The following is a 26401-nucleotide window of genomic DNA, read 5'->3' as shown; positions in this document are numbered from 1 at the left end:
CGCATGTATATTTGTGTATGCAACGCGATCAGCGAGCGTCAGGTTCAGGAAGCTATTGCCCAGGGGGCGGCCGATCTCAGCGACCTGCAGGCTCAGCTGGGCATCGCCACCTGCTGCGGCCAATGCGCCGATACGGCAACCGACTATCTGCCGGGGGGGCGTTACGCCACCGAACTGGCTGCGGCCCCGGCGATGGCGCCCGCCCGCGTGGTGCAGGCGCCGCTGTTGACCAGCACCGAAATCCGGCGCGTCGCCTGATTCTCCGGGGCGCCGGCCCCATGCCTCGCGGGGGACTCCCCCTGTGGGGCTTCGCGTGTTAGCCTAATGGCTTGCAGCCCGCGCACGCGGGCCGTCTCTCAGGAGCACAGGCCATGAAGGGCGACAAGACTGTCATCAAATATCTGAATCAGCAGCTGAAAAACGAACTTTCAGCCATCAACCAGTATTTCCTGCATGCCCGCATGATGCGTCATTGGGGCTACGAAAAACTGGGCAAACACGAATACGAAGAATCCATCGGCGAAATGAAACACGCCGACCTGCTCATCGAACGCATCTTCATGCTGGATGGCCTGCCCAATCTGCAGGATCTGCATAAACTGCTGATCGGTGAATCGGTCCCGGAAATCCTGGCGTGCGACTTGAAGCTGGAATCGGCCGCCCAGGCCACAGTGAAAGAAGCCATGCAATACTGTGAATCCGTGCAGGATTACACGTCCCGCGATCTGTTCCAGACCATCCTGAACGATACGGAAGAACACATCGACTGGCTGGAAACCCAATTGGGCCTGGTTGAACAGGTCGGGCTGCAGAACTACCTGCAATCGCAGGTCTGATCGGCCCGCTGCAGGTTTTCGTTACGCAAAAAGCCGCTGTCCGGCAACCGGGCAGCGGCTTTTTTGCGCAAGGCGCAATGGATCAGTGTTGGGCGGGGCAGTCTTTTGCCTTGCCCCAGGCCTGGTGGGCTTCGCAGTATTTGTTGCGGGCGGCCCAGGCGCAGGAGGGCCGCGAGAAGAAGCCCATGGATTCGCAGACTTTGAGTTCGGCCTGGAAAGGCACCTGCCAATCGCTGCCGCCGGCTGCCGCGGTGTCCGAGGTGTCGGGCGGCGGTGGCGGCGGCGGGACGTCGATGGGCTGCACCGGCTGGCTCGTGATCAGGGTGCCGACGTTGGCGATGCCCTGCAGGCCGTTGTCGTCCTGCTGGCCTTGAGCCGCCAGGGCGATGGCTTCGTCCATGCTGATGGTGGTGGTGGCCAGCGCGATCGGGCGATGTTCGTCCATCAGAGGGGCGGTCTGGACTTTCCAGTCGACCGGCGGCGGCAGGCTGGGCACACCCTGGCGCCCGTCGGCCAGGGGCTGGGGCGCCGAGGCGATGAAAGGCTTGCCGTTGGCGTCCAGCACCGGGGTGTCGGTCAGTTCGACCGGCGGTTCGGTGGTCTTGACTTGCGCCGGGCTGTGGATGATCAGCCAGTCGCCCAGCCGCAGGCCGCCCCAGGCCGAAGCCCCGGCGGCGAGCAGCAGAATGGCAAAAATCAGACGCCAGGACATGGGCGGATTCCTTCGTCGGTCAGTGCGGTCAACCGTGCCATTGTATCGAATGCGGCCCGCTTGCCGCACCGGGTGCGTCAGCGCTTGTGACAGAATGCGAGATAGGATCAGACACCGGCGCCAAAGACCCGTCCCGCGTGTTCGCGCATGGCGTGGAATTCGACGTCGGGGTAGCGCTCCTGGGCAACTCGCAGTTGCGCCGGCGACGTCGCCAGGAACGCCACGGCGTCGACGACGTCATGGGCGATGTTGGCGGCGTTGGCGTCCATGAATTTCTTCAGGGCCTTGGCGTCGCGGCTGGTGATCCAGCGAGCCATGCTGTAGCGCGATGGCATCAGGCGGGCATCGACGCCGTATTCGGTCTTCAGGCGGTGGGCGACGACTTCGAACTGCAACTGCCCCACGGCGCCCAGCAGCAGGGCGCCGCCCGCGGCCTCGGGCCGGAACACCTGGATGGCGCCTTCCTCCCCCAGCTGGGTCAGGCCGGTGCGCAGCTGCTTGGTGCGCAGGGGGTCCTTGACCTCGACGGCCTGGAACAGTTCCGGCGCAAAGAACGGCAGGCCGGTGAAGGTCAGCGATTCGCCTTCGGTCAGCACGTCGCCCAATTGCAGGATGCCGTGGTTGGGGATCCCGATGATGTCGCCGGCAAAGGCTTCTTCCACGATTTCGCGGCGTTGCGACAGGAAGGACACCACATTGTTGGGGCGGATTTCCTTGCCGTTTCGGGCGACCTTCAGCCGCATGCCGCGCTGGAAGTGGCCTGAACTGACGCGCACGAAGGCGACGCGGTCGCGGTGCGCGGGGTCCATATTGGCCTGCACTTTGAAGACCACGCCGGTGAATTTGGGTTCGTCGGGTTCGACGGGCCGCTCCAGGGCCGCGCGCGGGCCGGGCGCCGGGGCCAGTTCGACCAGGGCGTCCAGCACTTCGCGCACGCCGAAATTGTTGATGGCCGAGCCGAAGAACACCGGCGTCTGGCGGCCGGCCAGAAATGCGGTCTGATCGAATTCCGGGACGGCGCCGGAAATCAGTTCGATTTCTTCCCGCGCCTTGTCGTAGGCGTCATCGAAGCGTTGTTTCAGGACGGGATTGTCCAGGCCTTCGATGGTTTCGTCGTTGTGCTGGTCGCGTTCGGCGCCGGGGCGGAACACGCGCATGTGGTCGTGGCGAATGTCGAAGACCCCGCCGAAATGGCGACCCATGCCCACGGGCCAGGAAAACGGGATGGCATCCATGCCCAGGTGGCCTTCGATCTCCGACAACAGGTCCAGCGGCTCGCGGACTTCACGATCCAGCTTGTTGATGAAGGTGATGATGGGCGTGTTGCGGGCGCGGCAGACCTGCAGCAGGCGGATGGTCTGGGGCTCGACCCCGTTGCCCGCGTCGATCACCATCAGGGCGGCATCCACCGCCGTCAGGACCCGATAGGTGTCTTCGGAAAAATCCTGGTGGCCCGGAGTATCCAGCAGGTTGATGACGCAATCTCGGTATTCCATCTGCATGACCGAGGATGCCACCGAGATGCCGCGCTGCTTTTCGATTTCCATCCAGTCGGAGGCGGCGTGGCGGCTGGCCTTGCGGGCCTTGACGCTGCCGGCGATCTGGATGGCGCCTGCGAACAGCAGCAATTTTTCCGTCAGGGTGGTCTTGCCGGCGTCGGGGTGGGAGATGATGGCGAATGTGCGGCGGCGGGCGACTTCAGCGGTCAGGCTCATGGGCAATGATCGGGTGGGTTCGGCTCTTGTGGTCGGAAAGGGCCCGGACGGCGCCGGGCCGGGGCGGATGGGATTCAGTCCGCCTTGTGCAGCAATGCGGCCGACCGGCCGCCTTGCGGACGGGCGTCGCGTCGCGGCGCGGCGGCGGCATTGCCGCTGCGGTTGGGACGGTTGCCGGCCGCGCGGGTGTCGCTGCGGCGGCCATCGCCTCGGCGATTGTCCTGGCTTTGACGCGGCTCCGAGGACGGGCGGCGGTGCCCGTCGCGGCTGCCGGACCGGCCCGCATCCTGACGACCGCCGGTGCGGCCGCCGCCTCGCACGTCGCCATCCAGTCGGGCCAGCGCGCGTTTTTCGCGGGCGTCCGGGGCGGAATCCGCCGTCACCATGGCGCCGGGATTCCAGCCCTCGACGGTGATCGGTTCGATGCTCTGCTTGGTCAGGCGTTCGATCGCCCGCAGCAGCTTGATTTCGGACGAATCCACCAACGACAGCGCCGAGCCGGTGCTGCCGGCGCGGCCGGTGCGGCCGATGCGGTGCACGTAGTCTTCGGGCACATTGGGCAGTTCGAAATTCACGACCTGGGGCAATTGGTCGATATCCAGCCCCCGGGCGGCGATGTCAGTGGCGACCAGCACCGCGACCTTGCCGTCCTTGAAGCCGGACAGCGCCTTGGTGCGCGCGGCCTGGCTTTTGTTGCCGTGGATGGCGGCGGCGGTCAGGCCGTCCTTGACCAGCTTTTCAGCCAGGCGGTTGGCGCCATGTTTGGTGCGGGTGAAGACCAGCACCTGATGCCAGCCGCTTTCGCGGATGATGTGGCTGAGCAGATCGCGTTTGTGGGACTGTTCGGTCATGACCACGCGCTGGCTGACCAGCTCGGACGTGGTATTGCGCCGGGCGACCGACACTTCGCCGGGGTTGCGCAGGATGCCCTGCGCCAGGCTGCGGATTTCATCCGAGAACGTGGCGGAAAACAGGAGGTTCTGGCGTTTGGCGGGCAGCAGCCTCAGCACGCGGCGGATGTCGTGGATGAAGCCCATGTCCAGCATGCGGTCGGCTTCGTCCAGCACCAGGATTTCCACGCCGGACAGATCCAGCGTCTTTTGCTGCGCGTGGTCCAGCAGGCGGCCCGGCGTGGCGACCAGGATGTCCAGCGGCTTCCTGAGGGCGGTGATCTGCGGGTTGATGTTGACACCACCGAACATCACCATGGAGCGGATCTGCGTGTGCTGGCTGTACAGGCGCACCGATTCTTCCACCTGGGCGGTCAATTCGCGGGTGGGGGTCAGCACCAGCACGCGCGGGCGGCCCGCCTGGCGGCTGGCGGCGGGGTTCTGGATCAGGTAGTGCAGGATGGGCAGCGTGAAGCCGGCCGTCTTGCCGGTGCCGGTCTGGGCGGCGGCCAGCAGGTCGCCGCCTTCCATGACGCGGGGAATCGCCTGCGCCTGGATGGGCGTGGGATGGGTGTAGCCCGCGTCGTGAACGGCGCGCAGCAGGGGTTCTGCCAGGCCCAGCGAGGCAAAAGTGATTGAAGTGTCCAACAGTGTGACTCCAGCGACCGCCTATCGCTCGAGTCGAGAGATACCAATCGAGGCCGACGTATGAAAAATATCTGGAAAAGTGCCGCCGGCCGTACCTGGGGACCTGTTGAACGGAGCGCCCTGGGTGGGCAGGTTCGGGTCTTGGGGAATGAAGGCCGGGGAAGGCCGCGCAGTGACTGGTAAGCTGCGCGAAAGGCTGAATTATAGCGTGCCGGGCGGCGCGTGCGCGCGCAGTTGTCGCGATAAGGGGGCGTTGACCGTTATTGACGGTCCGAAGTGTTGCGCGCGCAGCGGAATTTCTACAATATGGCTTCTCATTGTCCGCTCCACGAGGTCCGCATGATCCGACGTTATCTGAATCTGGCCGCCGTAGCGGCCCTGTCGCTGCTGCTGTCGGGCTGCGGCTACAACGAGATTCAGCGCCAGGATGAACAGGTCAAGGCCGCCTGGTCCCAGGTTCTGAACCAGTACGAACGCCGTGCGGATCTGGTGCCCAAGCTGGTGTCGTCGGTCAATGCCTATATGGTCAACGAGCGCACCGTGCTGCAGCAGGTCACGGATGCCCGCGCCCGGGTCGGGCAGATCCGCATCAGCGCCGACGACCTGTCGGATCCGGCGCTGGTCGCCCGCTTCGAACAGGCCCAGGGCGCGCTCAGTTCCAGCCTGTCGCGCCTCCTGGCTGTGTCCGAAAACTATCCGCAGCTGAAAAGCGACGGTTTGTTCCGTGACTTGATGACGCAGCTGGAGGGCACGGAAAACCGCATCACGGTGGCGCGGGAACGCTATGTGGGGGCGGTGCAGACCTATAACCTGACGATCCGCGAATTCCCGACCCTGATCACGGCCCGCGTGTTCGGCTACCAGCCCAAGGCGCAGTATGGGCTGGACAAGGCAGATGCCGTGATGCGGGACCCGGAGGTGAAGTTCGACCTGCCGGCGCCGGCCGCGGCGAAATGAGGGCGATTCCTGATTCCGGGGCGCTTGCCCGGCAGGGGGCCGTCCGGTGGGGCGGGCTCCCGGCGCTGCTGCTGGGCCTGGCGCTGGCCTTGTGCGTCCGCCCGGGGCTGGCGCAGTCGGCGCGGACTTCACCCGCGCCCGCAGCCCAGTCCGTCGTGGCTGTGCCGACCTGGACGGGGCCGGTCGTGGACCTCAGCCACACGCTGGATGCGGCCCAGATCCAGTCCTTGACCGGGCAGGTGCGGGGGCTGGAATCCAGCCAGGGGTCGCAGCTGTTCGTATTGCTGGTGCCCACGACCGGCGCCGACACCATCGAACAGTATGCCCGCCGGGTCTTCGATCAGTGGGCCGTCGGTCGAAAAGGCGTGGATGATGGCGTGCTGCTGCTGGTGGCCGTGCAGGACCGTCACGTTCGCATCGAAGTCGGCTATGGGCTGGAAGGCGCCGTCACGGATGTTGCGGCCGGACGCATCATCCGGGAGCAGATCACGCCGCGTTTCGCTCAGAACGATGTTTTCGGCGGCCTGCAGGCCGGCGTGGGGGCCTTGCAGACCTTGATGCGTGGCGAGACCCTGCCGCCGCCCGCGTCGTCGGGCGATGAAGAAGACGCGCCGTACGCCATGGTGTTGCCGCTGGCCTTCATGGCGCTGGTGATGCCTGTCTGGCTCAGCGCGCTGCTGGTGGGTGGATTCGTGTTCGTCGCGACCGGCAGTTGGGGCTGGGCCGCTCTGGGGGCGCTGGGAGGCCTGGTGCTGGCGGTGCTGGGCCGCGCCCTGGGGGTGGCGAAGCGGCTCGGACGCGGTCGTTCCGGGCGTCGCGGAGGCGGCGACGGCGGCTTCGGGGGCGGTTTTGGCGGCGGCTTCGGAGGCGGCGGCTCCGGCGGCGGGTCGGGTGGCGGCGGCGGAGGCCGAGGCGGCGGCGGGGGCGCGTCGGGCAGCTGGTGAGTCCGGCGCGCATTCAACCTGCTGGCCTGGCGGGCAGGCCCTTGCCGACGGCTTAGAGCGCCAGGAACAGGGCGTGGGCCATCTGGCCGATCAATAGATCGCGGCGCGGGTCCGGGCTTGGCGTCTCGCCGATGGTGGACCAGGACGGGTGGGTGCGGGCCTCGTCCAGAACGGCTTGCACGTCGGGCGGCAGGCGGTGCAGGGCGGCGCCTGGCTCCGGGGCCGCATTCGTGTCCGTGCCGGCCGTGCCATCCGCCGGAGATGGCGGGTCCGCCGCCGGCGCGGCCAGGGCCATCAGGTCTTCGTCGATCGGGCGCATGGCGGCGTGCCCCCGGCATTCCAGGGCGCGCACCAGGGCCAGCTGGCGCAGCCCCAGCAGATGCAGCACCGGGTCGTCCACCGTCATTTCCATATTGCCTGCCAGGCGGCCCATCAGGCGCTTGCCCCACTGATTGGCGCCTTGCCAGACCCCGCCGATGGCGGCGCCCAGCAGCGTGGCGGCCCCCAGGCTCAGCCCGCCGGTCAGCATGTCCAGCGTGGCGCCGGCCATCGCGCCGGTGGCCAGGCCCTTGCCCACCTGAACGCCGAAGCTGCGCAAGGCCTGAGGACTGAACAGATCCATCCCCCAGCGTTCGCCTTCCAGCGGCAGTGCGTGGTGGGGAAAGGCGGCCTTGCTGAAACGGTAGCGCTTCAGCAAGGCATGCACGCAGTCCTGCTCACGGTCGCGGGTGCGTTTGCGCAGCACCAGCGTGATGGTCGCCATGTCGGTCGGGTCCTGGGCGCAGGGCAGGCGCAAAGCGGCGGCATCCATCAGCAATTCGGCGATCAGCCGTGTGGCGTCCTGCAAGCGTTTGAGCCGCTGTTCGCCCAGATCCGTGCGCAGCGCCATCAGGGTGGTGGCGTGCTGGTCCAGCATCAGGGCCAGGCGATCCAGCATCTGGCTTTCGCCGTCCAGCGCCGGAGCGACCGTATCGAAATCGACTGTGGCGTGCAGCCCCAGACGCGCCAGCGCGTCGCGCCAGGCGGCGATGTTGGCCAGGGGACTGCGGGTGAAATTCAGGACGGGCAGGATGGGATGGCCGCAGGCGGCCAGCAAGGTCAGTTCATCGCGGTGCTTGGGCAGCACGGGGTCGCGGGCGTCGATCACGTACAGGGCGGCGTCGGCGGCGAGCACCGTGGTCAGAACCCGGCATTCCTGTTCAAACCGCCCTGCGGCCTCCGGACTGTCCAGCAGGCGCTGAATGCGATCCGGGCCATCCGGCCGTTCCTGAGGAGCGATCAGTTGGTCCAGGTAGTCCAGCACACCCATGGCGTCTTCCAGGCCCGGCGTGTCGCGCAGGATCAGCATGGGCTTGCCGTCCGCGGACAGCAGTTGGGCGCTTTCGACGTGGCGGGTCGTTCCGGGCTTGTCGGCCACCTCTCCGAACAGTTCGTCGCGCAGCAAAGTGCGCAGCAAGGAGGTCTTGCCGGTGTTGGTGTGGCCGACCACGGCCAGGTCGAGTGGGGGGATGACGTCAGTCATGGGGGACGAATCCGATGTGTTCGAGCCAGGCGGCCAGGTCGGAGACCTGGCGCAGGTGTTGTCGGGACAGGGTTTGCTGCCAGGCCTGCCGGCGTTCCGTCGGGCCGCCCAGGCACAGAATGCGCAGGTCGGGACACGCATGGTCCAGTTCGTCGAGCCAGGCGGCGGTCCCGCGGTCCGGCGTCAGTCGGGCGTCGCAGATCAGCAGCAGATGGGCCGCGTCCAGCTGCGCGCGGATGCGCTGCCGGTCTTCGCGGCTGTCGCAGCGTCCCAGGTCCTGCACGGTATCGGGCAGGCCGTCGGGCGGCCAGGCCAGATCCGGCCCCAGTTCGTAGGCCAGCACGGCGGCGTGCGTCGTGGCGGCCCGGACGGCGGCGGCGCCCGCGCGGACGGGGCCGTCGGCGGGGGCCGGGCGGTCGATGCCCAGGGACTGGTGCGTGGGCAGCAGGCGTTCGCGGACTTCCAGCCACCCGGGCAGGTCCGGATCGATGGCCAGCCGGCGCAGTCGCTGGCGCAGCCATGCGCCGCAGACCGCCAGGGCCAGCAGCCGGGGCAGCAGGCCCCAGCTGAGCAGGCAGCCGATCAGCCAGAGGGACCAGTCGGCCTGGATGGCGGCCGATGCGGTTCCGGCGCCCCCCATGCTCAGCGCCACGGCCATCCGGTCGGGCGTGGGAAAGCCCAGCAATCCGGGCAGGCTGCCCAGCCATTCGCTGAAGACTACGAAGGACTGGGGCGACAGCAGCGTCGTTTCCCAGTGAAAGGAATAGCTGCGGGTGCTGAGCAAGATGATCAGCGTGGGGATGGCGCCCAGGTAGGCGATGGTCCAGGCCCCGTGGCTGAGCAGGCCCACCGCGGGCTTCCAGGCGCGGGCCCGGGCCAGCAGCGACAGGAATGCCTGGGCCGCCAGGGCGGCATCAGGGCCGCGCGCGATCTTGCGGGTCAGCCACAGCCACAGCCGCGACAGGGCTGTGGCCGGCTGCAGCCCGGGCAGGCAGCCGATCAACCAGATCAGCAGGGTCAGGGCATGCAGGCCCAGCAGTCCTAGGAGGGCCGTCGCCAGATTGACGGATCCCTGGCTGGGGTTCAGGGCGGCGCCGGCCGCGCCGATCCCTGCCAGGCCTGCCGCCAGCCACAGGGCGCCCAGCGCCCAGCGGGCGCCCAGGGACCATCGGTCCAGGCAGTCCTGCAGCGGGCTGTGACCGGCCAGCCAGGCTGCCCGCGCCAGGATGCGCGGGCCTAGCTGGGCCGGCGCACGCAGCGCCGCCTGGCAGGCGGCGCGGTCTTCCAGCGGCCCCCAATGCGCTTCGCGCAGGCGCACGGCCTCGGCCCGCCAGTGCTGCAGCAGCGGCGTGTCGGGGCGGGTGGCGGGCGGCGCATTCCTCATGGGATGGAAAGCTCGGTGAAAAGGCGATGATACCGAGTTTTACAAAGCCGGGCAGTCCAGTGGGGGAAATCCCCGGTTGTGGATTCAGGGCTGCCGGCAGGGTTTCAATAGTGTGACGTCGCCATCGGTGGGCATGATGGCTCGCAGGGGTTCGCAGCGTCCGTTCACGCACCAGTCGTAATCGGCGGTGTAGGGGGAACGGGTCAGGCGCAGGATGCGCAGCGGCGCGGTATGCGGCTGGTATTCGTACCAGCCGTCGGCATGATGCACCGCATCGGGCGGCGGATCCATTCCCGCGCCCGAACCCAGGATGCGGGCGAGGCCGGCGACCAGCACCGGCCGGCCCGAGGTATCCCGTTCGATCCGGTAGTCTTCTTCCCAGCGGATCTTTTCGATGGAGTGCGTCCAGGCCAGGGTGAAGGCCTGGACGGGGACGAAGCGCGGCGGCACCTGAGGCGCCGCCGCCAGGGTCAGGCAGACGCCCAGCGCCCCCAGCATCACGCCGCCTGGGTCTGCGCCTGAGCCCGGCGGCTGCGGGCCAGATGCCAGACCAGGAAAAGCGCGGTTGCCGCGAAGCCCAGATAGTCGGTGATCGGCGCCGCTGCCACCAGCAGGGCGGCGGCCAGCACGATATAGAGGCGCTCGAAGGCGTTGAGCCGCGTCTTCATGAACCCGGCGACGCCGGCCGCCCACAGGGAAATGGCCAGTAGCGCCTTGAAGACCACATAGATGACGTCCATGGCGCTGCCGCCTTGCAGCATCAGGGCCGGATCATAGACCGCCATGTAGGGCACGACGAAGCCGGCGACCGCGACCCGCAGCGCCTGGATGCTGATCTTCAGGCCGTTTTCCCGGGCGATCGGCGCGGCGGCGAAGGCTGCCAGCGCAACCGGCGGCGTCAGGTCGGCCATGATGCCGAAATAGAACACGAACATGTGCGAGATGATCAGCGGCACGCCCAGTTTCAGCAGGATCGGAGCGGCCAATGAGCTGGTGATGATGTAGTTCGGGATCGTGGGGATGCCCATGCCCAGCACCAGGCAGGTGATCATGGTCAGGAACAGGGCCAGGAACAGGTTGTTTTCGCCGATGGCGATCACCTGGCCGCCGAACTCGGCGGCCACGCCGGTCAGGTTGATGATGCCGATGATGACGCCGACCAGGGCGCAGGCCGTGGCGACGGACAGGGCGTTACGGGCGCCTTCCGCCAGCGAATTGACGGCCAGCTTCAGCGCGTCGCGGCCATGTCGGCGAAACAGCAGGATGACGGCCAGCGCGGCGATGATGACGAAGAAATCCGTGACGCCGAATTTCACGAAGCCGGCGCAGGCGATGCCCAGCAGCAACCAGAACACGTAGCGCAGCACCATGGGGCGGGCGCCCTGGATCACGGCGGCGCCGAAGATCAGGATGGCTGTCAGTCCCAGGCCGATCGTGCCGGAAAACAGCGGCGTATAGCCTGAAAACAGCAACGCCACCAGGCCGATGAGCGGAATCAGCAGGTACCAGCTCTTGCGCACGGCGGCCCAGGGGTTGGGGCAGTCTTCCTTTGCCAGGCCGTGCAGGCCGCGCCGGCCGGCTTCGAAGTGCACGGTCAGGAAGGCCGTCGTGAAATACAGGATGGCCGGGATGATGGCCGCCTTGACCACTTCGATGTAGGGGATGTTCAGGGTTTCGGCCATGATGAAGGCCACCGCGCCCATCACGGGCGGCATGATCTGGCCGCCCATGCTGGATGTGGCCTCGACCCCGCCGGCGAAGGCGGGAGAATAGCCGAAGCGCTTCATCAGCGGAATGGTGAACTGGCCGGTCGTGACCACGTTGGCCACGCCCGAGCCGTTGATCATGCCCATCAGGCCGGAGCTGACGACCGAGACTTTCGCCGGGCCGCCGCGCGTGTGCCCGACCAGGCCCATGGAGAAATCGCTGAATAGCTGGATCATGCCGGCCTGTTCCAGGAACGCGCCGAACAGGATGAACAGGTAGATGTAGGTGGACGAGACGTAGGTGGGCGTGCCGTAGATGCCTTCGACCCCGAAGCTCATGGTGCTGACGATCTGGTCCAGCCCGTAGCCCCGGTGCATGAACGGCCCCGGGATGTATTGGCCGAACAGACCGTAGGCCAGGAAGAGCCCGCAAATGATGGGCAATGCCCAGCCCATCATGCGGCGCGTCGCCTCGAAGACCAGGATGATGGTGATGATGCCGATCACCATGTCCGCGTCGGTCATCTGGCCCGCGCGCGCGGTCAGGTCGGATTCATAGATCCAGTGGTACAGGCTGGTGACGAAGCCCACGGTGCCCAGCGACCAGCCGATGATCGTGCCCAGGCGCCCGCTGCGCGAGTACAGGGCGAACACCATCAGCAGCACGAAGCCTACGTGGATGGCGCGGATGACCTGGCTGGACAGGGGGCTGTAGGCGGCCGTCCAGACCTGGAAGCAGGAAAAGATCACGGCGATCCAGAAGACGCCGCGCGACATGGGTTTGTCGATGTGCTCGTGAGCAGAACTCATGTTTTGGGTTCCAATTCATGAAGCCCCCTCGGGAGATAGGCCGGAGGGGGCTTGGGGAGATGCCGGGTGGATGCGGGCCGATCTTATTTGATCAGGCCGACTTCCTTGTAGTAGCGTTCGGCGCCGGGGTGCACCGGCACGGGCATGCCTTTCAGGGCATTGGCCAGTTCGATGGTCTTGGCCGCGTTGTGCGTCGATTTCAGGGTGTCGAGCTGTTCGTAGAAGACCTTCGTCATCTGGTAGACCAGATCGTCGGGCACGGCGTCGGACGTGATCAGGAAGTTCGGCACCGCCACGGTGGGCGTGTCGCCCGCCATGCCTTCATAGGTATCGCCCGGGATGGTGGCCGGCTGGTAGGCGGGGTTGTTGATCTTTGCGACCACGTCGGCGGGGATGGGCACGACGACGATCTTGACCGAGGTGGCCAGATCGCGGATCGAGGACACGCCCAGCCCGGCGGATTGCAGGGTGACGTCCAGCTGGCGGTTTTTCATCAGCTCGACGGATTCGCCGAAGGGCAGGTATTCGACCTTCGAGAAGTCGTCGTAGCTCAGGCCGGCGGCTTTCAGCACGGCGCGGGCATTCAGTTCGGTGCCGGAACGGGCGGCGCCCACGGAAATGCGCTTGCCTTTCAGGTCGGCCAGGGTCTTGATGCCGGACTCGGCATTGGCCACGATCTGGATGTAGTTGTTGTAGGTGGCGGTCATGCCGCGCAGTTTCTTCAGCGGGGCCTTGAAGCCCGCTTCGGCGTTGCCGGTATAGGCGTCGGACACCGTGTCGGCCAGGGCGAAGGCCAGCTCGCCGCGGCCGGCCTGGATCAGGTTCATATTTTCCGCCGAGGCTTTCGTCACCTGGGCGGTGGATTTGGCGTCGGGGATGTTCTTGTTATAGATCTGCGACAGGGCGACGCCCATGGGGTAGTACACGCCGCTTTGGCCGCCGGTCAGGATGTTGATGAATTTGGTATCGGCAGCATGGGCTGGGATCGAGGCAACGGCCGCGACAGCCATGGCCGCCGTGGCCAGCCATTTTGTCATTTTCATGGTGTGCTTTCCTCTTGTATTCCAGACAGAGACAGATCGTGCATCGTAGCAGGATCAATCTGGCCTGAAACTGGGGAATCACCCTAGGAAAACAGGGGTCTTTCGGGACGGTCGCGGATGGCGCCCGAGGGGCTGCGGCTCTGGCTCCGATGATGTCAATCGGCCTGGGGGCGGTATGCCGTGACGTCCATTTCGACCTTGGCATCGACCATCAGGCGGGATTCGACGGTGGAACGGGCGGGGCGGTGCGCACCCAGGCATTCCATATAGACGCGGTTGAAGGCGCCGAAATCCCGGGCGTCATCCAGCCAGACGTTGATCTTGCAGACATCGTCCAGCGCGCAGCCGGCTAGAGCCAGGGCGCGGCGCAGGTTCTCGAACACCTGGCGGGTTTGGGCTTCGATGCCGCCCGTGACCAGTTCGCCTCGGGCGTCGACGGGCACCTGGCCCGAGACGAAGACGAAATCGCCGGCGCGGACGGCCGGGGAAAAGGGGCGGATCTGGCGGTCCGAGGCCTTGGGTTCTCCGCCCAGCAGTTGCAAGGAAGACATATGGACTCCGATGTAATAAATTTACAGGGAAAACCCTGAACATGGGAATATTGACAGCGGACTGCCCTGAAAATAGCATGTTGATGTAATTTTATTACTAACGGGGAGACACATGCAATCACGCGCTTTTCCTGGCCAATCCCGGTCTGGCCAACCTCTCGATCCCAGGCGGCGCCAGGTATTGCTGGCCGGCGCCCTGGGGCTGCCGGCCTTGTCCCTGATGGGGCGGTCGGCCTTTGCGGCAGGCAAGAATTCCGTCAGCCTGGCCATGATCGGCGAGCCGCAGACGCTGGACCCGATGCTGACCACGGCCGATCTGGTCGGCACCCTGATGCAGCACGTCTATGAACCGCTGTATACCTTCGATTCGCACTGGCGCATCGTGCCCATGCTGGCAGCCGGCATGCCCACCGTGCAGGATGGCGGCAAGCAGGTCGATATCCCCTTGCGTGCCGGGCTGGTGTTTCATGACGGCAAGCCCGTGCAGGCCAGCGACGTCGTGGCCTCGATCAAACGCTGGATGTCCGTGTCGCCGCGCGGCAAGTCGGTGGCCGCCCAGGTCGTCTCGGTCGAAGCCTCGTCCGATTCCGTCCTGACCTTCAAGCTGAAATCTCCCTACGCCCCGTTGCTGGCGCAACTGGCCCTGCCGACCAGCATGGCCGCCATCATGCCGGAACGCACCATCGCGGCCCAACTGACCGAATTCGTCGGCACCGGCCCCTATCGCCTGAAGGAACGCCGCCCCGATCAATACACCATCCTGGAGAAATTCGACCAGTATGCCTCGCGTACCGAAGCCGCCGACGGCTATGGCGGGCGTCGTGTCGCCTACATCCAGGAACTGCGCTTCATCCCGGTTCCCGATTCCAATACCCGGGTCGAAGGCGTGTTGTCGGGCCAGTTCGATTTCGCCGACTTGCTGCCGGTCGAGTCCGCAGGCCGTCTGGAAAAGGGCGGCGACCAGATCGTGCCGCTGATCGGCAAGAACTTCGGTTTCCCCTATCTGGTCTTCAACACCAAGGGCACGCTGGATTCGGCCGCGCTGCGCCAGGCGGCGCAGACGGCCATCGGGGCGGAAGAGCTGATGGCCGCCGCATTCGGCGACCCGAAATTCTTCAGCACCGGCGCCAATTTCTTCCCCCAGGGGACGCCGTACTATTCCCTGGCCGGCGAAAAGCGCTACAACGTCAACGATCCGAAAAAAGCGGCGGAACTGGCGAAAACAGCCGGCTATGCCGGCAAGCCTATCCGCATCCTGGCCAGCCGCCAGTACGAATTCCACTACAACATCGCGCTGGTGTTGTCCGAACAATTCAAGCGCGCGGGCCTGGGCGTGGATCTGCAGGTGGTGGACTGGGCCACCTTGCTGCAGCGGCGCAATGACCCGGCTGTCTGGGATATCTACATCACCCATTCCGGCATCTTCCCCGAACCCATGCTGTCGCCCCCGCAGTTGGGCGACAACGCGCCGGGCTGGTGGGACTCCCCGGAAAAGAAAGCCGTGCTGGAAGCCTTCAACCACGAAATGGACCTGAGCAAGCGCGGGCCCTTGTGGGGGCCGGTGCAGGAACTGGTCTACGATCAGGTGCCATTCATCGAACTGGGCAAGTTCAACAGCCTGTCGGCGCGGTCCGCCAAGCTGCAGGGCTATACGCCCAGCGCCTGGCCGGCCTTCTGGAACGTCAAGCTGGCCTGATGGGGGGACGATGCGCGCGTCTCTGAAAATGCTGGCCTCCCGCTTGGCGGGGGGCTGCGTGGTGCTGCTGATCGTGGCGGTGATGGTGTTCACGCTGATTCACCTGGCGTCCGGCGATCCCATCGCCGTCATGCTGGGCGACCACGCCACGGCAAGCGACATCGCCCAGGTGCGTGCGCAATACGGCCTGGATCGGCCCTTGCCGACCCAGTTCGCGCTGTGGCTGGGCCAGGTGGTGCAGGGGAATCTGGGGACCTCCATCTTCATGCAGGCCCCCGTGACCGAAGTCCTGTGGAACCGGGCGGAGCCCACGCTGATGCTGGCCAGCCTGTCGGTGCTGATCGCCACGCTGATCGGCGTGCCTTGCGGGGTGCTGGCGGCGGTCTGGCGCGGCTCGCGCACCGATCAGGTGCTCAGCGCCATCGCCATGTGCGCGGCCAGCATCCCCAGTTTCTGGATGGGGCTGATCCTGATCCGCATCTTCGCCGTGCAGCTGGGCTGGCTGCCGGCCTCCGGCTATGGCCCGCCGGACGCCAGCCTGTGGCTGAAGCTGAATCACATGATCCTGCCGTCGGCGGTGCTGGGCATCCTGAATTCGGCCCTGATCATCCGCTTCACGCGGGCGTCCATGCTGGATACGCTCAGCGAGGATTACGTGCGCACCGCCCGCGCCAAAGGCCTTTCCGAACCCGTCATCATCCTGCGCCACGTGCTGAAGAACGCGCTGGTGCCCATCGTCACCGTCATCGGCCTGACCATGGCTCTGATGATCGGCGGCACCGTGGTGACGGAAACCGTGTTCAATCTGCCCGGGGTGGGAGGCCTGGTCGTGCGGGCCGTGCTGCGCCGGGATTATCCGGTCATCCAGGGCGCCTTGCTGGTGGTGGCCTTCATCTATGTGGTCATCAATTTCATGATTGATCTGTTGTACACCGTGATCGACCCTCGCATCCGGAGAGTGCGATGAGCGCCCGCCCCGATGCCGTCATGCCCGATGCCGCGCAGACGGCGGCGCCGCAGCCGCGCCGCGACAGCCCGGGGCGGATCTGGGTGCGCCGCCTGTTCGCCCGCCGGGTGGTCGCGTTGTCGGCGGCCGTGCTGCTGGTCATCATCCTGCTGTCGCTGTGCATTTCCTGGCTGTCGTCCGCCGACCCCAATGCCATCGCCATCACTCAGCGCCTGAAAGCGCCATCCTGGCAGTTCTGGGGCGGGACCGACCAGCTGGGGCGCGACGTCATGCTGCGCGTGGCCTATGGCGGGCGCTATTCGCTGATGATCGGTTTCGCCACCGCCATCGGCGCCGTGATCCTGGGCACGCTGCTGGGCATGCTGTCCGGCTATTTCCGCCGCATCGACGGCGCCGTCATGTGCGTCATCGACGCCATGATGGCCTTCCCCGACATCCTGCTGGGGATCGCCCTGGTGTCCATCCTGGGACCGTCGCTGTGGAACGTCGTGCTGGCGCTGGTCATCGTCTACACCCCGCGCGTGGCCCGGGTGGCGCGGGCTTCGACGCTGGTGCTGCGCGACCTGCTGTACGTCGATGCGGCCCGCGCCCTGGGCACGCCCACCTGGAAGATCCTGTGGATGCACGTGCTGCCGGGCCTGGTGTCGCCGATCCTGGTGCAGCTGACCTTCATCTTCGCCTACGCCATCCTGGCCGAGGCCGGCTTGTCGTTCCTGGGTGTCGGGGTGCCGCCGTCCATCCCCACCTGGGGCACGATGATCGCCGGCAGCCTCAACTACATGGACAAGGCCTTCTGGACCATCATCTATCCGGGCCTGGCCATCGTCTTCACGTCCCTGACCCTGCAGATCGTGGGCGACGGCATCCGCGATTCCCTGGATCCCAAACTAAGGAAGAACACATGAGCGCGCTCCCGCAGGCGACCGCGCCCGCCCGTGATGGGGCGCCGGCCGGGGCTGAAACCCCCCGGCTGCGGGTCGAAGGCCTGTCCACTTCTTTCATGACCGAGCGCGGCCGGGTCCAGAGCGTGTCGGACGTGTCCTTCACCGTGCCCGCCGGGCGCACCCTGGCCCTGGTGGGCGAATCGGGCTCCGGCAAATCGGTCACCAATCTCAGCCTGATGGGCCTGCATGACCGCGCCTCGCATCCCCGGGTCGGCGGCCAGGCGTATTTCCAGCGGCGCAACGGCGACATCGTCAAGCTGATCGGCCTGTCGGCCGCCGAATTCCGCACCCTGCGCGGCAACGAGATCGCCATGGTGTTCCAGGAACCCATGACCAGCCTGAACCCCTTGCTGAAGGTCGGCGAGCAGATCGCCGAATCGGTGCGGCTGCACTGGGGCTACGACCAGGCCAAGGCCCTGGCGCACGCGCAGCGTATGCTCGACATGGTGGAGATCCCGGCGGCCGCCCGGCGTTTGCATGAATATCCGCACCAGCTGTCGGGCGGCATGCGCCAGCGCGTGATGATCGCCATCGCCATGGCCTGCACACCGACGCTGCTGATCGCCGACGAACCCACCACGGCGCTGGATGTCACCATCCAGGCGCAGATCCTGGCTCTGATGGGGCGGCTGCAGAAAGAAACCGGCATGAGCATCCTGTTCGTGACGCACAATCTGGGCGTGGTCGCGCAGTATGCCGATGAAATCGCCGTCATGTACGCGGGGCGTATCGTCGAGCGCGGCGACGTCCATCATCTGTTCGCCCAGCCGGCACATCCCTATACCCGCGCCTTGCTGGATTGCCTGCCGGCCCTGGCCCGGCAGCGCCGTGTCGCCGGTGCGCGCCCGCGCCTGCCCGCCATCCAGGGGCAGGTGGCCAGCCCCTTCGACATGCCGCCCGGCTGCGCTTTTCGTCCGCGCTGTCCGGTGGCCACGCCCGAATGCGATCTGGCCATGCCGCCCTTGTACCGGGTCAACGAACATCAGGAAGCCCGCTGCATCCGGGTGAAGGACGCGTTCCATGAATAGCACCGACCAGCCTCTCGTCAAGATCCGGGGTCTGGGCAAGAACTTCGGTTCGCCAGCCGCGCCCGTGCGGGCGGTGACGGACGTCAATTTCTTCATCGGACGTGGGGAAACCGTGGGCCTGGTGGGCGAATCGGGTTCGGGCAAGACCACCATCGGCCGCATGCTGACCCGCCTGACCGACCCCAGCGCCGGCCAGGTGCTGTATCACGGCGGGGCGGAACCCATCGACCTGGCCAGCATCAGCCAGCGCCGTTACCGGCCCCTGCGCGCGCAGATCCAGATGATCTTCCAGGATCCCTATGCCAGCCTGAATCCGCGCCTGCGCATCCGCCAGATCATCGGCGAGTCCCTGGACACCCATGGCCTGCACCGGGGGGCCGCCCGTCTGCCGCGCATCCACGCTCTATTGCGCCAGGTCGGGCTGAACGAGGATCACGCGGAACGCTATCCCCATGAGTTTTCCGGCGGTCAGCGTCAACGCATCGGCATTGCCCGCGCCCTGGCCGTGGAGCCGGAATTCATCGTTGCCGACGAACCCTTGTCGGCGCTGGACGTGTCCATCCAGGCCCAGGTCATCAACCTGCTGTCGGATATCCGCCGGGAACTGGGCCTGACGATGCTGTTCATTTCGCATGACCTGGATGTGGTGGAATATCTGTGCGATCGCGTGGTAGTGCTGTATCTGGGGCGCGTGGTGGAAATCGCGCCGACGAAAGAGCTTTATGCCCGTCCCAGGCACCCGTATACCCGCGCCCTGCTCAACGCCTCGCCCGCGCCCGATCCGGCGCAAAGGCGCGACATTCCATTGTTGGAAGGCGATCTGCCCAGCCCGGCCAATCCGCCATCGGGCTGTGTGTTCCGCACACGCTGTCCACTGGCCGAGGCCCGGTGCGCCAGCCACGATATGACGCCGCGCCAGGTGGCCGACGGTCATTGGACAGCCTGCTGGCGGGATGAATGACTTTGAAAGGAATCCAGGATATGACACAGGACACGCTCCTGCTCGATGAACGTTGCAAGGGCTACCCGCTGGCGGCCGCCCCCTGCCCGCCGGGACGGATCGGCAGCCGGGGCTGGAATCTTTACCGGGACGATCTGTCCTATCCGATCGCCGTGCTGGATGCCGATGCCCTGGAACACAATCTGCGCTGGATGCAGGCCTTCGCCGAATCGCGCGGCATCGTCATCGCGCCCCATGGCAAGACCACCATGTCGCCGCAGATCTTCCGCCGCCAACTGGACGCGGGCGCCTGGGGGCTGACCTTCGCCACGGTCTGGCAGGCTGGCGTGGGCGTGCGCGCGGGGGCGCGAAACATCATCATCGCCAATCAGGTCCTGTGCACGGCCGATTTGGACGGGATCGTGGCGCTGCTGGATGCGTACGCCGGACTGCGGATCTGGTTCCTGGTGGACTCCGTGGCCCAGGTCGAGCGGGTCGAGGCCTGGTCGCGCCGGCGCGACCGCCAGGCGCCCCTGGACTGCCTGCTGGAAGTCGGCGTCGCCGGCCAGCGCACCGGCTGCCGCACGGCGGACCAGGCCCTGACGCTGGCCCGGCGCATCCATGACAGCGGCGCCCTGCGCCTGGGCGGCATCGAATGCTATGAAGGCGGCCTGGCCAAGTGCGACCTGCACGGCGATCAGGCGGCCGTGTCGGCCTTTCTGGATGCCGTGCGCGGCATCACCCAGGAATGCGACCGGGCGGGCCTGTTCCAGGACGATGCCATCATCCTCAGCGCGGGCGGTTCGGCCGTGTTCGACGTGGTGGCGCCGGCTCTGCGGGCCGAGGTGTCGCGGCCGCTGCGCGGCGTGCTGCGGTCGGGCTGCTACATCGCTCATGATCACGGCCACTACGCCGGCTTCCTGCGCAACATCGAAGCCCGCGCCGGCCTGGACGACAGCCTGAGGCCCGCCTTGTCGGTCTGGGCCATGGTGCAGTCAGTGCCCGAGCCCGGCCTGGCCTTGCTGGGTTGCGGCAAGCGGGACGTTTCCTTCGACCTGTCGCTGCCGCAGCCTGTCCGCCTGGCGCCCTGCGGCGCTTCGGCGGACCAGCCGGTTCCCGAAGGCTGGGCCGTCACGGCCCTGAATGATCATCACGCTTATCTGCACTTCGATCCCGCAGGCCCGGCGCCGTCCGTCGGCGACCGGGTCGCCCTGGGCATCTCGCATCCTTGCACGACCTTTGATAAATGGTCCTGGATGCCCTTGATTGATGCCCGGGGCGGTGTGATCGATGCCGTCACCATTGAATTCTGACAGGATGCATGCCATGAATGCCTGGCCCGAGGAAAGTCTGCAACAAAGGCTGCAGGCCGCCCTGCCGACCTTGCCCAAAGCCCAGCAGCAGGTGGTGGCTGTGCTGCTGGCCGATCCGGCCACCCTGGTCAACCAGACCGTCGAATCCATTGCCGCGCAGGCAGGGGTGTCCATGCCGTCGGTGGTGCGCGCCTGCCGCAGCCTGGGCTACGACAGCGTGCGCGAGTTCATGCTGGCGCTGGCACAGGATCTGGCCTTGTCGCCGCACCATTTGCATCGCAACGTGTCGCTCAGCGACGACGGCCCGGATGTGGCTCGCAAGATCATCCAGGGGGCGATTTCCTCCCTGGCGTCCTTGCAGCGGCGCCTGGACGTGGCCGTGCTGGATCAAGTGGCGCAGCGTCTGGTGGCGGCCTCGCGGGTCGATGCCTATTCCGTGGGCGCGACCTCCGGCTTCATGGCGCAGGAATTGCAGGCCCGCCTGTTTCGCCTGGGCATTCGCGCACATGCCTTCACCGATCCTCATCAGCAGCTGATTTCCGCCAGCTCTCTGGACAAGCAGGGCGTGGCCTTCGCCATTTCACATGTGGGCAGCATGCCATTCGCCCTGGAAGCCGCCCGTCTGGCGCGCAGCCGGGGCGCGACGGTCATCGCACTGACCCAGCCGGGCACTCCGCTGGCGAAATGCGCGGACCTGTGCCTGGAAGTCTCCGTGCCCCAGGACACCACCATGCGGGTCGGCACGGAGGCCTACCTGGCCCACTTGCTGGTCATCGAAATTCTGATGGTGCGCGTGGCGCAAACGCTGGGGCCGGAAACCCTGGAAAACCTGAAGCAGTTCAAGCGCGTGCTGGAGCAGCATGGCGTGGACAGCTCCGTCTATACCGGACTTTACTGAAACATGGATGATGCAACCCTGACCGTCTTGTGCAATGGCTTGGTGCACGATGGTTCCGAGAACCCCTTGCGGGCGGCCGACGTCTGGATCCGCGGGGACCGCGTCGTGGCGGTGAGCGAGCCCGGGGGTGGACCCGCGCCCGGCGGCGCCGCAGTGCGGCGCGTGGACTGCGGCCAGCGCGTGGTGGCACCCGGCTTCGTGGACGTTCACACCCATGATGATGCCATCGTGCTGGATCGGCCCGACATGCTGCCCAAGCTGTCGCAGGGGATCACGACCGTGATCGGCGGCAACTGCGGGATCTCGCTGGTGCCCATGGTGACGGATGAACCCGCCGCCCCCCTGTCGCTGCTGGGCTGTCGGCAGTTCCGTTACCCGGACGTGCCTTCTTATCGGGCGGCGGTCGATGCCGTCCGGCCGGCAGTCAACATCGCCTTGCTGATCGGCCATACGGCCTTGCGCATGCAGGCCATGGCCGATCTGGACCGCCCCGCCGACGAGGCGGAACTGGGGGCCATGTGCCGCACCCTGGATGCCGCCATGCGGGCCGGCGCGGTGGGACTGTCCTCGGGCGTGTTCTACCGTCCGGCCTATGCGGCCGACGTCCACGAGCTGGCCGCCCTGGTGCGGGTCGTGGCCCCGTATCAGGGCGTCTACGCCACCCATGTCCGGGATGAGCTCAAGGGCATCATGGAAGCCATCGACGAAGCTGCCCTGACAGCCCGCCTGGGGGGCGCGTTCCTGGTGCTGTCGCACCATAAATGCGCCGGGCCGATGAACTGGGGCCGCACCGAGGAAACCCTGGCTCGCGTCGAACAGCTGGCGCGCCGGCAGCCCATCGGCCTGGACGTCTATCCCTACACCGCCGGGTCCACGGTGCTGCGAGAGGACCTGGTGGATGGCATCATCGACATTCTGATCACCGGCAGCGCGGCGCATCCCGAGATGGCGGGCCGCTATCTGGCCGACATCGCCGCCGACTGGGGCGTGTCCCAGGTCGAGGCCTGCCGGCGTCTGCAGCCGGGCGGCGCCTGCTACTTCCAGATGCACCAGGACGATGTGGACCGCGTGGTCAGCCATCCCCTGACCATGATCGGGTCCGATGGCCTGCCTCATGACGAACGGCCGCATCCGCGCCTGTGGGGGGCGTTTCCCCGGGTTCTCGACCAGTATTGGCGGGTCAAGGGGCTGTTGCCCCTGGAACAGGCGCTGCACAAGATGACCGGCCTGTCGGCAGGGCGCTTTCACCTGGAAGGGCGCGGGCGGCTGCTGGCGGGCGGCTTCGCCGACATCGTCGTGCTGGATCCCGACCGGGTGCGCGATTGCGCCACGTACGCGTCGCCCGCTCAGTTCAGCGAAGGCATCGAACAGGTCTGGGTCAATGGGTGCCTAAGCTATACTGCGCAGGACCGGGCCTGCGTCGGTCGGGCGGGGCGCTTCGTCGCCCGCGCCACGCAGGTTCTCTAGTCAATCTCTGGGTCGGGCGCGTGGGCCCGCCGCCGCGCCTCTCGGGCAGCGGCGGGCATCGCCGGGTCAGGGCTGCTCCCGATCTTTCCGCCCCATGAAACTGCCCTTCACGCCCCGCGTCGATCTACTAGAGCCAGCCATCATGCTGGCGACGGTGCTGCAATGGCTGGTTCTGGCGTCCCTGGTGGGCCTGATCGTCGGCACCGGGGTCAGCATCTTTCTGCATGCCTTGTTCTTTTCCACGGACCAGACCCTGCATGCGCCGCACTGGGCCTATTGGCTGATGCTGCCGGCAGCCGGGCTGGCCAATGGCCTGATCATGGGGTATGGCTATCGCATGCTGGGCACGCCGGGCCTGAAGGATTCGATCTTCGCCGCCGTCCACGAGCAGGGCGGACGCCTGCCGTGGCGTACCCTGCTGCTCAAGCCCGTCGCCGCCATCATCACCCTGGCCAGCGGCGGCTCGGCCGGCAAGGAAGGCCCGTGTTCCCACCTGGGGGCGTCCCTGGCGGCCATGGTCGGCCAGGCGTTCCACCTGAACCGGGAATTGCGCCAACGCATCGTCGCCTGCGGCGTCAGCGCCGGTTTTGCCAGTGTGTTCGGCACCCCGATCGCGGGCGCCATCTATGGCGTGGAAATGCTGATCATTGGTCGCATCCGCCACGACTTCCTGTTCCCCGCTCTGATCGCCGGCATGACCTCTTTTCAGGTCAGCAAGGCCTGGGGCATTCCCTATCAGTCCTATCTCATTGCGGACCTGCCCGCGTTTTCCGAATCCCTGTTCCTGCGCACCGTGCTGATCGGCATGCTGTGCGGGGTGGCGGCTCGCGTGTTCGTGGACCTGATCTATGCCGTGCGCAATGCCTGCCAGCGCCTGCAGGCCCGTTATGCCCTCTGGCCGCCGTTGATGCCGCTGCTGGGCGGGTTGTCGCTGGCCGCGCTGGTGACGTTGATCCCCACCGACTACCTGGGGCTGAGCCTGCCGCTGATGGATCATGCCTTGCAGGGCGAGCCCATGCCGTATCTGGGGTTCCTGTGGAAATCCCTGCTGGTGGCCGTGACCCTGGGCTCCGGTTTCTACGGCGGCATCGTCACCCCGCAGTTCGTCATCGGCGCGGTGGCCGGCAATGCCTTTGCCCATCTGTTCGGCATCAGCCCCGCCCTGGGCGCCGCCGTCGGCCTGGTGTCCGTGGTGGCGGCGGCATCCAATACCCCGCTGGCGGCGATTCTGATGGGGGTGGAATTGTTCGGCGGGGTGGTGGGCACCGTCTACGTGTCGGGAGCCGCCATTGCCGCCTACCTGATCATCGGTCATCGCAGCGTTTATCCCGACCAGCGGCTGGGCCATGCCAAATCGTCCTGGATGCGGGTGCGCGCGGACATCCCCGTCGGACAGGAAAAAACCCATTTATCCTATGGCTTGCTGAAAGGCTGGCGGCAGATGCGGGCGCAAGGGCCCCGGACGTGGCTGCGAACCTGGTGGCATGCCGTGCGGAAAACAAGGAAAGCACGTGACGATCAGCTCTGAATTATTGCTGGCCAGCATCGGCGTCATCGCCATGGCGGCCCAGTGGCTGGCCTGGAAACTGCGGATTCCGGCGATTTTGCCGCTGCTGTTGTCCGGTATCGCGGTGGGGCCGGTGGCCGGCTGGCTCAAACCCGACGAACTGTTCGGTCCCTTGCTGTTTCCCGTCGTATCCCTGGCGGTGGCCGTCATCCTGTTCGAGGGCAGCCTGACGCTGGAGTTTCATCAGATCCGGGGGCTGCGGCGCGTCGTGCGCCGCCTGGTGTCGGGCGGCCTGCTGATCACCTGGGCGGTGGCGGCCTGGGCCGCGCACGTTTTCCTGCTCTTCCCCTGGGACCTTGCGGTCCTGTTCGGGGCGCTGACTTGCGTGACCGGCCCCACGGTCATCGCGCCGCTGTTGAAAACCGTGAAACCCGTGGCGCCGGTTGCGCATGCCCTGCGCTGGGAAGGCATTCTGATCGATCCGATCGGCGCGATCCTGGCGGTGCTGTCCTACGACCTGATGGTGGCCCTGCGGGCCACGCAGGCCTGGACGCATGCCCTGTGGTCGCTGGGCGCGACCGCGGCGACCGGTCTGTGTTTCGGCGTGGCGGGCGGATGGCTGCTGGGCGTCTTGCTGCGACGCGGCTGGGTGCCGGATTCCCTGCTGAACCTGTCGGTGCTGGCCTCGGTTTTCGCCGCGTTTTCCCTGTCGAATACAGTGCAGCATGAATCCGGCCTGCTGGCGGTGACCGTCATGGGGATCTGGCTGGCGAATCGCCCCGGAATTCCGGTGCGCGATATCCTGGAGTTCAAGGAAACCCTCAGTCAGATCCTGCTGTCCGCCCTGTTCATCCTGTTGGCGGCCCGGGTGGCGCCCGAACAGCTCTTCAACCTGGGGTGGCCGGCGCTGGCCGTGCTGGTGTGCATGCTGTGGGTGGGCCGGCCGCTGAAAGTCCTGTTCGCCGCCTGGGGGTCGCCGCTGAAGTGGCGGGAAAGGGCGCTGTTGGCCTGGATCGCGCCGCGCGGCATCGTGGCGGCGGCCGTGTCGGCCTTGTTCGCCTTGCGGCTCGAATCCCTGGATGTGCCGCAGGCCGACCGGCTGCTGCCCATGACCTTCCTGGTCATTATCGGCACGGTGATCTGGCAGAGCCTGACGGCGCGGCCCATGGCGCGGCTGTTGAAGTCCGCCGAACCGGACCGGGTGGGTTTCCTGATTTCCGGCGCCAATCCGGTGGCGCGGGCGATCGGCCTGGCGCTGCATGAACAGGGCGTGCCCGTGCGTCTGTGCGACAGCGACTGGTACAGCCTGTCCAAGGCCCGCATGCTGGGTTTGCCCACTTATCACGGCAGCCTGGTGTCGGAACATGCCCAGCACAATCTGGACACCAGCGGCCTGGGCCGGTTGTTGGCCCTGGGCGCGCGGGATCACGTCAACCAACTGATCATGGTGCGTGGTCGCGATGAGTTCGGCAAGCAGAAGGTCTTCAGCCTGCCCTTGTCATCCGATGGCGATCCGGCTGAAAAGCACACGCTGGACCCGGAATACCGGGGCCGCACACTGTTCGCGCCCGGAGTGGGGTACTGGAAATTGTCCAGCCTGTTGATGGCCGGCGCCCAGATCAAGGCGACCCGGCTGTCCGATACTTTCGATTTTGCGCAGTATCGGGCCCAGGATCCGGACAAGGCCGTCATCCCGCTGTTCGCGGTGAACCCCAAGGGCTACGCCATTCCATTCACCCCGGACCAGGACCTGGATCCGGCGGCGGGGTGGACCGTGATCGGCCTGCATGCGGGGGCCGGGTCGGTGGAGCAGTCCGGTGTCGGGGATCCGGCAGTCGGGCAGGGGATGGGCCCGGCGGCCGGCGCGGCCTGATTGAACCGGTCGGCTGGCGGATGGCGGCAGCCGGATCTGTCGTCGGCAAA

General features: G+C 66.6%; 23 protein-coding genes. 14 read left to right on the top strand and 9 right to left on the bottom strand.

Annotated elements, in window-relative coordinates:
• Nucleotides 1-3 precede the first annotated feature (3 nt).
• Nucleotides 4-258, top strand: coding sequence for a (2Fe-2S)-binding protein (locus WBG56_RS09300; RefSeq protein ID WP_424267536.1), 255 nt, complete (start codon nt 4-6; stop codon nt 256-258).
• Between the two features lie 113 nt (nt 259-371).
• Nucleotides 372-836: a bacterioferritin gene (gene bfr / locus WBG56_RS09295; RefSeq protein ID WP_424267534.1), complete on the top strand. Its 465-nt coding sequence runs from the start codon at nt 372-374 to the stop codon at nt 834-836.
• Between the two features lie 82 nt (nt 837-918).
• Here bfr and WBG56_RS09290 read toward each other — a convergent pair whose 3' ends face one another.
• The 3 genes from WBG56_RS09290 to WBG56_RS09280 all read right to left on the bottom strand — a co-directional run bounded on the left by WBG56_RS09290 (nt 919) and on the right by WBG56_RS09280 (nt 4801).
• Complete coding sequence (locus WBG56_RS09290) at nt 919-1548, bottom strand: hypothetical protein (RefSeq protein ID WP_424267532.1); 630 nt, start codon at nt 1546-1548, stop codon at nt 919-921.
• A 107-nt stretch (nt 1549-1655) separates the two neighbouring features.
• Entirely contained in the window at nt 1656-3263 is a 1608-nt protein-coding gene (locus WBG56_RS09285; RefSeq protein ID WP_424267530.1) for a peptide chain release factor 3, read from the bottom strand.
• A 74-nt stretch (nt 3264-3337) separates the two neighbouring features.
• Complete coding sequence (locus tag WBG56_RS09280) at nt 3338-4801, bottom strand: DEAD/DEAH box helicase (protein WP_424267528.1); 1464 nt, start codon at nt 4799-4801, stop codon at nt 3338-3340.
• Between the two features lie 339 nt (nt 4802-5140).
• Between WBG56_RS09280 and WBG56_RS09275 the strand changes: the two genes are divergently transcribed.
• Both WBG56_RS09275 and WBG56_RS09270 read left to right on the top strand, forming a co-directional pair.
• On the top strand, nt 5141-5758 hold the full coding sequence (locus WBG56_RS09275) for a LemA family protein (RefSeq protein ID WP_424267526.1): 618 nt from the start codon (nt 5141-5143) through the stop codon (nt 5756-5758).
• Entirely contained in the window at nt 5755-6702 is a 948-nt protein-coding gene (locus WBG56_RS09270) for a TPM domain-containing protein (RefSeq protein WP_424267524.1), read from the top strand. The genes WBG56_RS09275 and WBG56_RS09270 overlap by 4 nt, the downstream gene beginning before the upstream one ends.
• Nucleotides 6703-6754: 52 nt before the next feature.
• Here WBG56_RS09270 and WBG56_RS09265 read toward each other — a convergent pair whose 3' ends face one another.
• The 6 genes from WBG56_RS09265 to WBG56_RS09240 all read right to left on the bottom strand — a co-directional run bounded on the left by WBG56_RS09265 (nt 6755) and on the right by WBG56_RS09240 (nt 13718).
• Entirely contained in the window at nt 6755-8224 is a 1470-nt protein-coding gene (locus WBG56_RS09265; RefSeq protein ID WP_424267522.1) for a GTPase/DUF3482 domain-containing protein, read from the bottom strand.
• Nucleotides 8217-9608 carry a DUF2868 domain-containing protein gene (locus WBG56_RS09260; RefSeq protein ID WP_424267520.1) on the bottom strand — a complete coding sequence of 464 codons (1392 nt, stop codon included), beginning with the start codon at nt 9606-9608 and terminating at the stop codon, nt 8217-8219. The genes WBG56_RS09265 and WBG56_RS09260 overlap by 8 nt, the downstream gene beginning before the upstream one ends.
• An 84-nt stretch (nt 9609-9692) precedes the next feature.
• On the bottom strand, nt 9693-10106 hold the full coding sequence (locus tag WBG56_RS09255; protein WP_424267518.1) for a DUF1850 domain-containing protein: 414 nt from the start codon (nt 10104-10106) through the stop codon (nt 9693-9695).
• Nucleotides 10106-12124: a TRAP transporter permease gene (locus tag WBG56_RS09250; protein WP_424267516.1), complete on the bottom strand. Its 2019-nt coding sequence runs from the start codon at nt 12122-12124 to the stop codon at nt 10106-10108. Before WBG56_RS09250 ends, WBG56_RS09255 begins: the two co-directional genes overlap by 1 nt.
• 83 nt (nt 12125-12207) lie before the next feature.
• A complete protein-coding gene (locus WBG56_RS09245; RefSeq protein ID WP_424267514.1) occupies nt 12208-13167 on the bottom strand; it encodes a TAXI family TRAP transporter solute-binding subunit in 960 nt (319 codons plus the stop codon).
• A gap of 155 nt (nt 13168-13322) precedes the next feature.
• Complete coding sequence (locus tag WBG56_RS09240; protein WP_424267512.1) at nt 13323-13718, bottom strand: RidA family protein; 396 nt, start codon at nt 13716-13718, stop codon at nt 13323-13325.
• A 112-nt stretch (nt 13719-13830) separates the two neighbouring features.
• Between WBG56_RS09240 and WBG56_RS09235 the strand changes: the two genes are divergently transcribed.
• From WBG56_RS09235 to WBG56_RS09190, 10 genes are all read left to right on the top strand, one after another.
• Nucleotides 13831-15414 carry an ABC transporter substrate-binding protein gene (locus WBG56_RS09235; RefSeq protein ID WP_424267510.1) on the top strand — a complete coding sequence of 528 codons (1584 nt, stop codon included), beginning with the start codon at nt 13831-13833 and terminating at the stop codon, nt 15412-15414.
• A 10-nt stretch (nt 15415-15424) separates the two neighbouring features.
• A complete protein-coding gene (locus tag WBG56_RS09230; RefSeq protein ID WP_424267508.1) occupies nt 15425-16381 on the top strand; it encodes an ABC transporter permease in 957 nt (318 codons plus the stop codon).
• A complete protein-coding gene (locus tag WBG56_RS09225) occupies nt 16378-17286 on the top strand; it encodes an ABC transporter permease (protein WP_424267506.1) in 909 nt (302 codons plus the stop codon). The genes WBG56_RS09230 and WBG56_RS09225 overlap by 4 nt, the downstream gene beginning before the upstream one ends.
• A complete protein-coding gene (locus tag WBG56_RS09220) occupies nt 17283-18353 on the top strand; it encodes an ABC transporter ATP-binding protein (protein ID WP_424267504.1) in 1071 nt (356 codons plus the stop codon). The genes WBG56_RS09225 and WBG56_RS09220 overlap by 4 nt, the downstream gene beginning before the upstream one ends.
• Nucleotides 18346-19314: an ABC transporter ATP-binding protein gene (locus tag WBG56_RS09215; protein ID WP_424267502.1), complete on the top strand. Its 969-nt coding sequence runs from the start codon at nt 18346-18348 to the stop codon at nt 19312-19314. Before WBG56_RS09220 ends, WBG56_RS09215 begins: the two co-directional genes overlap by 8 nt.
• A gap of 20 nt (nt 19315-19334) precedes the next feature.
• Nucleotides 19335-20606, top strand: a complete 1272-nt coding sequence (locus WBG56_RS09210) for an amino acid deaminase (RefSeq protein WP_424267500.1) — start codon at nt 19335-19337, stop codon at nt 20604-20606.
• Nucleotides 20607-20619: 13 nt separating this feature from the next.
• Nucleotides 20620-21504 (top strand): MurR/RpiR family transcriptional regulator, encoded by an 885-nt coding sequence (locus WBG56_RS09205; RefSeq protein ID WP_424267498.1) that lies wholly within the window; start codon nt 20620-20622, stop codon nt 21502-21504.
• Between the two features lie 3 nt (nt 21505-21507).
• Nucleotides 21508-22971 carry an N-acyl-D-amino-acid deacylase family protein gene (locus WBG56_RS09200; RefSeq protein WP_424267496.1) on the top strand — a complete coding sequence of 488 codons (1464 nt, stop codon included), beginning with the start codon at nt 21508-21510 and terminating at the stop codon, nt 22969-22971.
• 94 nt (nt 22972-23065) lie between these two features.
• Nucleotides 23066-24499: a chloride channel protein gene (locus WBG56_RS09195; protein WP_424267494.1), complete on the top strand. Its 1434-nt coding sequence runs from the start codon at nt 23066-23068 to the stop codon at nt 24497-24499.
• The gene (locus WBG56_RS09190; RefSeq protein WP_424267492.1) at nt 24483-26351 is read left to right on the top strand and encodes a cation:proton antiporter; all 1869 of its coding nucleotides are present in this window, start codon (nt 24483-24485) and stop codon (nt 26349-26351) included. Before WBG56_RS09195 ends, WBG56_RS09190 begins: the two co-directional genes overlap by 17 nt.
• Nucleotides 26352-26401 lie beyond the last annotated feature (50 nt).

Origin of the sequence: Castellaniella sp. (assembly GCF_049671645.1) — a bacterium.
Classification (GTDB): domain Bacteria; phylum Pseudomonadota; class Gammaproteobacteria; order Burkholderiales; family Burkholderiaceae_B; genus Castellaniella.
This window is presented reverse-complemented; position numbering and strand designations above follow the sequence as displayed.

Coding starts and splice junctions, on each gene's coding strand:
- WBG56_RS09270 (WP_424267524.1), top strand. CDS start 5,755: ATGAGGGCGATTCCTGATTCCGGGGCGCTTGCCCGGCAGGGGGCCGTC.
- WBG56_RS09235 (WP_424267510.1), top strand. CDS start 13,831: ATGCAATCACGCGCTTTTCCTGGCCAATCCCGGTCTGGCCAACCTCTC.
- WBG56_RS09255 (WP_424267518.1), bottom strand. CDS start 10,106: ATGCTGGGGGCGCTGGGCGTCTGCCTGACCCTGGCGGCGGCGCCTCAG.
- WBG56_RS09200 (WP_424267496.1), top strand. CDS start 21,508: ATGGATGATGCAACCCTGACCGTCTTGTGCAATGGCTTGGTGCACGAT.
- WBG56_RS09230 (WP_424267508.1), top strand. CDS start 15,425: ATGCGCGCGTCTCTGAAAATGCTGGCCTCCCGCTTGGCGGGGGGCTGC.
- WBG56_RS09220 (WP_424267504.1), top strand. CDS start 17,283: ATGAGCGCGCTCCCGCAGGCGACCGCGCCCGCCCGTGATGGGGCGCCG.
- WBG56_RS09225 (WP_424267506.1), top strand. CDS start 16,378: ATGAGCGCCCGCCCCGATGCCGTCATGCCCGATGCCGCGCAGACGGCG.
- WBG56_RS09275 (WP_424267526.1), top strand. CDS start 5,141: ATGATCCGACGTTATCTGAATCTGGCCGCCGTAGCGGCCCTGTCGCTG.
- WBG56_RS09205 (WP_424267498.1), top strand. CDS start 20,620: ATGAATGCCTGGCCCGAGGAAAGTCTGCAACAAAGGCTGCAGGCCGCC.
- WBG56_RS09215 (WP_424267502.1), top strand. CDS start 18,346: ATGAATAGCACCGACCAGCCTCTCGTCAAGATCCGGGGTCTGGGCAAG.
- WBG56_RS09210 (WP_424267500.1), top strand. CDS start 19,335: ATGACACAGGACACGCTCCTGCTCGATGAACGTTGCAAGGGCTACCCG.
- bfr (WP_424267534.1), top strand. CDS start 372: ATGAAGGGCGACAAGACTGTCATCAAATATCTGAATCAGCAGCTGAAA.
- WBG56_RS09285 (WP_424267530.1), bottom strand. CDS start 3,263: ATGAGCCTGACCGCTGAAGTCGCCCGCCGCCGCACATTCGCCATCATC.
- WBG56_RS09250 (WP_424267516.1), bottom strand. CDS start 12,124: ATGAGTTCTGCTCACGAGCACATCGACAAACCCATGTCGCGCGGCGTC.
- WBG56_RS09260 (WP_424267520.1), bottom strand. CDS start 9,608: ATGAGGAATGCGCCGCCCGCCACCCGCCCCGACACGCCGCTGCTGCAG.
- WBG56_RS09290 (WP_424267532.1), bottom strand. CDS start 1,548: ATGTCCTGGCGTCTGATTTTTGCCATTCTGCTGCTCGCCGCCGGGGCT.
- WBG56_RS09240 (WP_424267512.1), bottom strand. CDS start 13,718: ATGTCTTCCTTGCAACTGCTGGGCGGAGAACCCAAGGCCTCGGACCGC.
- WBG56_RS09300 (WP_424267536.1), top strand. CDS start 4: ATGTATATTTGTGTATGCAACGCGATCAGCGAGCGTCAGGTTCAGGAA.
- WBG56_RS09195 (WP_424267494.1), top strand. CDS start 23,066: ATGAAACTGCCCTTCACGCCCCGCGTCGATCTACTAGAGCCAGCCATC.
- WBG56_RS09245 (WP_424267514.1), bottom strand. CDS start 13,167: ATGAAAATGACAAAATGGCTGGCCACGGCGGCCATGGCTGTCGCGGCC.
- WBG56_RS09265 (WP_424267522.1), bottom strand. CDS start 8,224: ATGACTGACGTCATCCCCCCACTCGACCTGGCCGTGGTCGGCCACACC.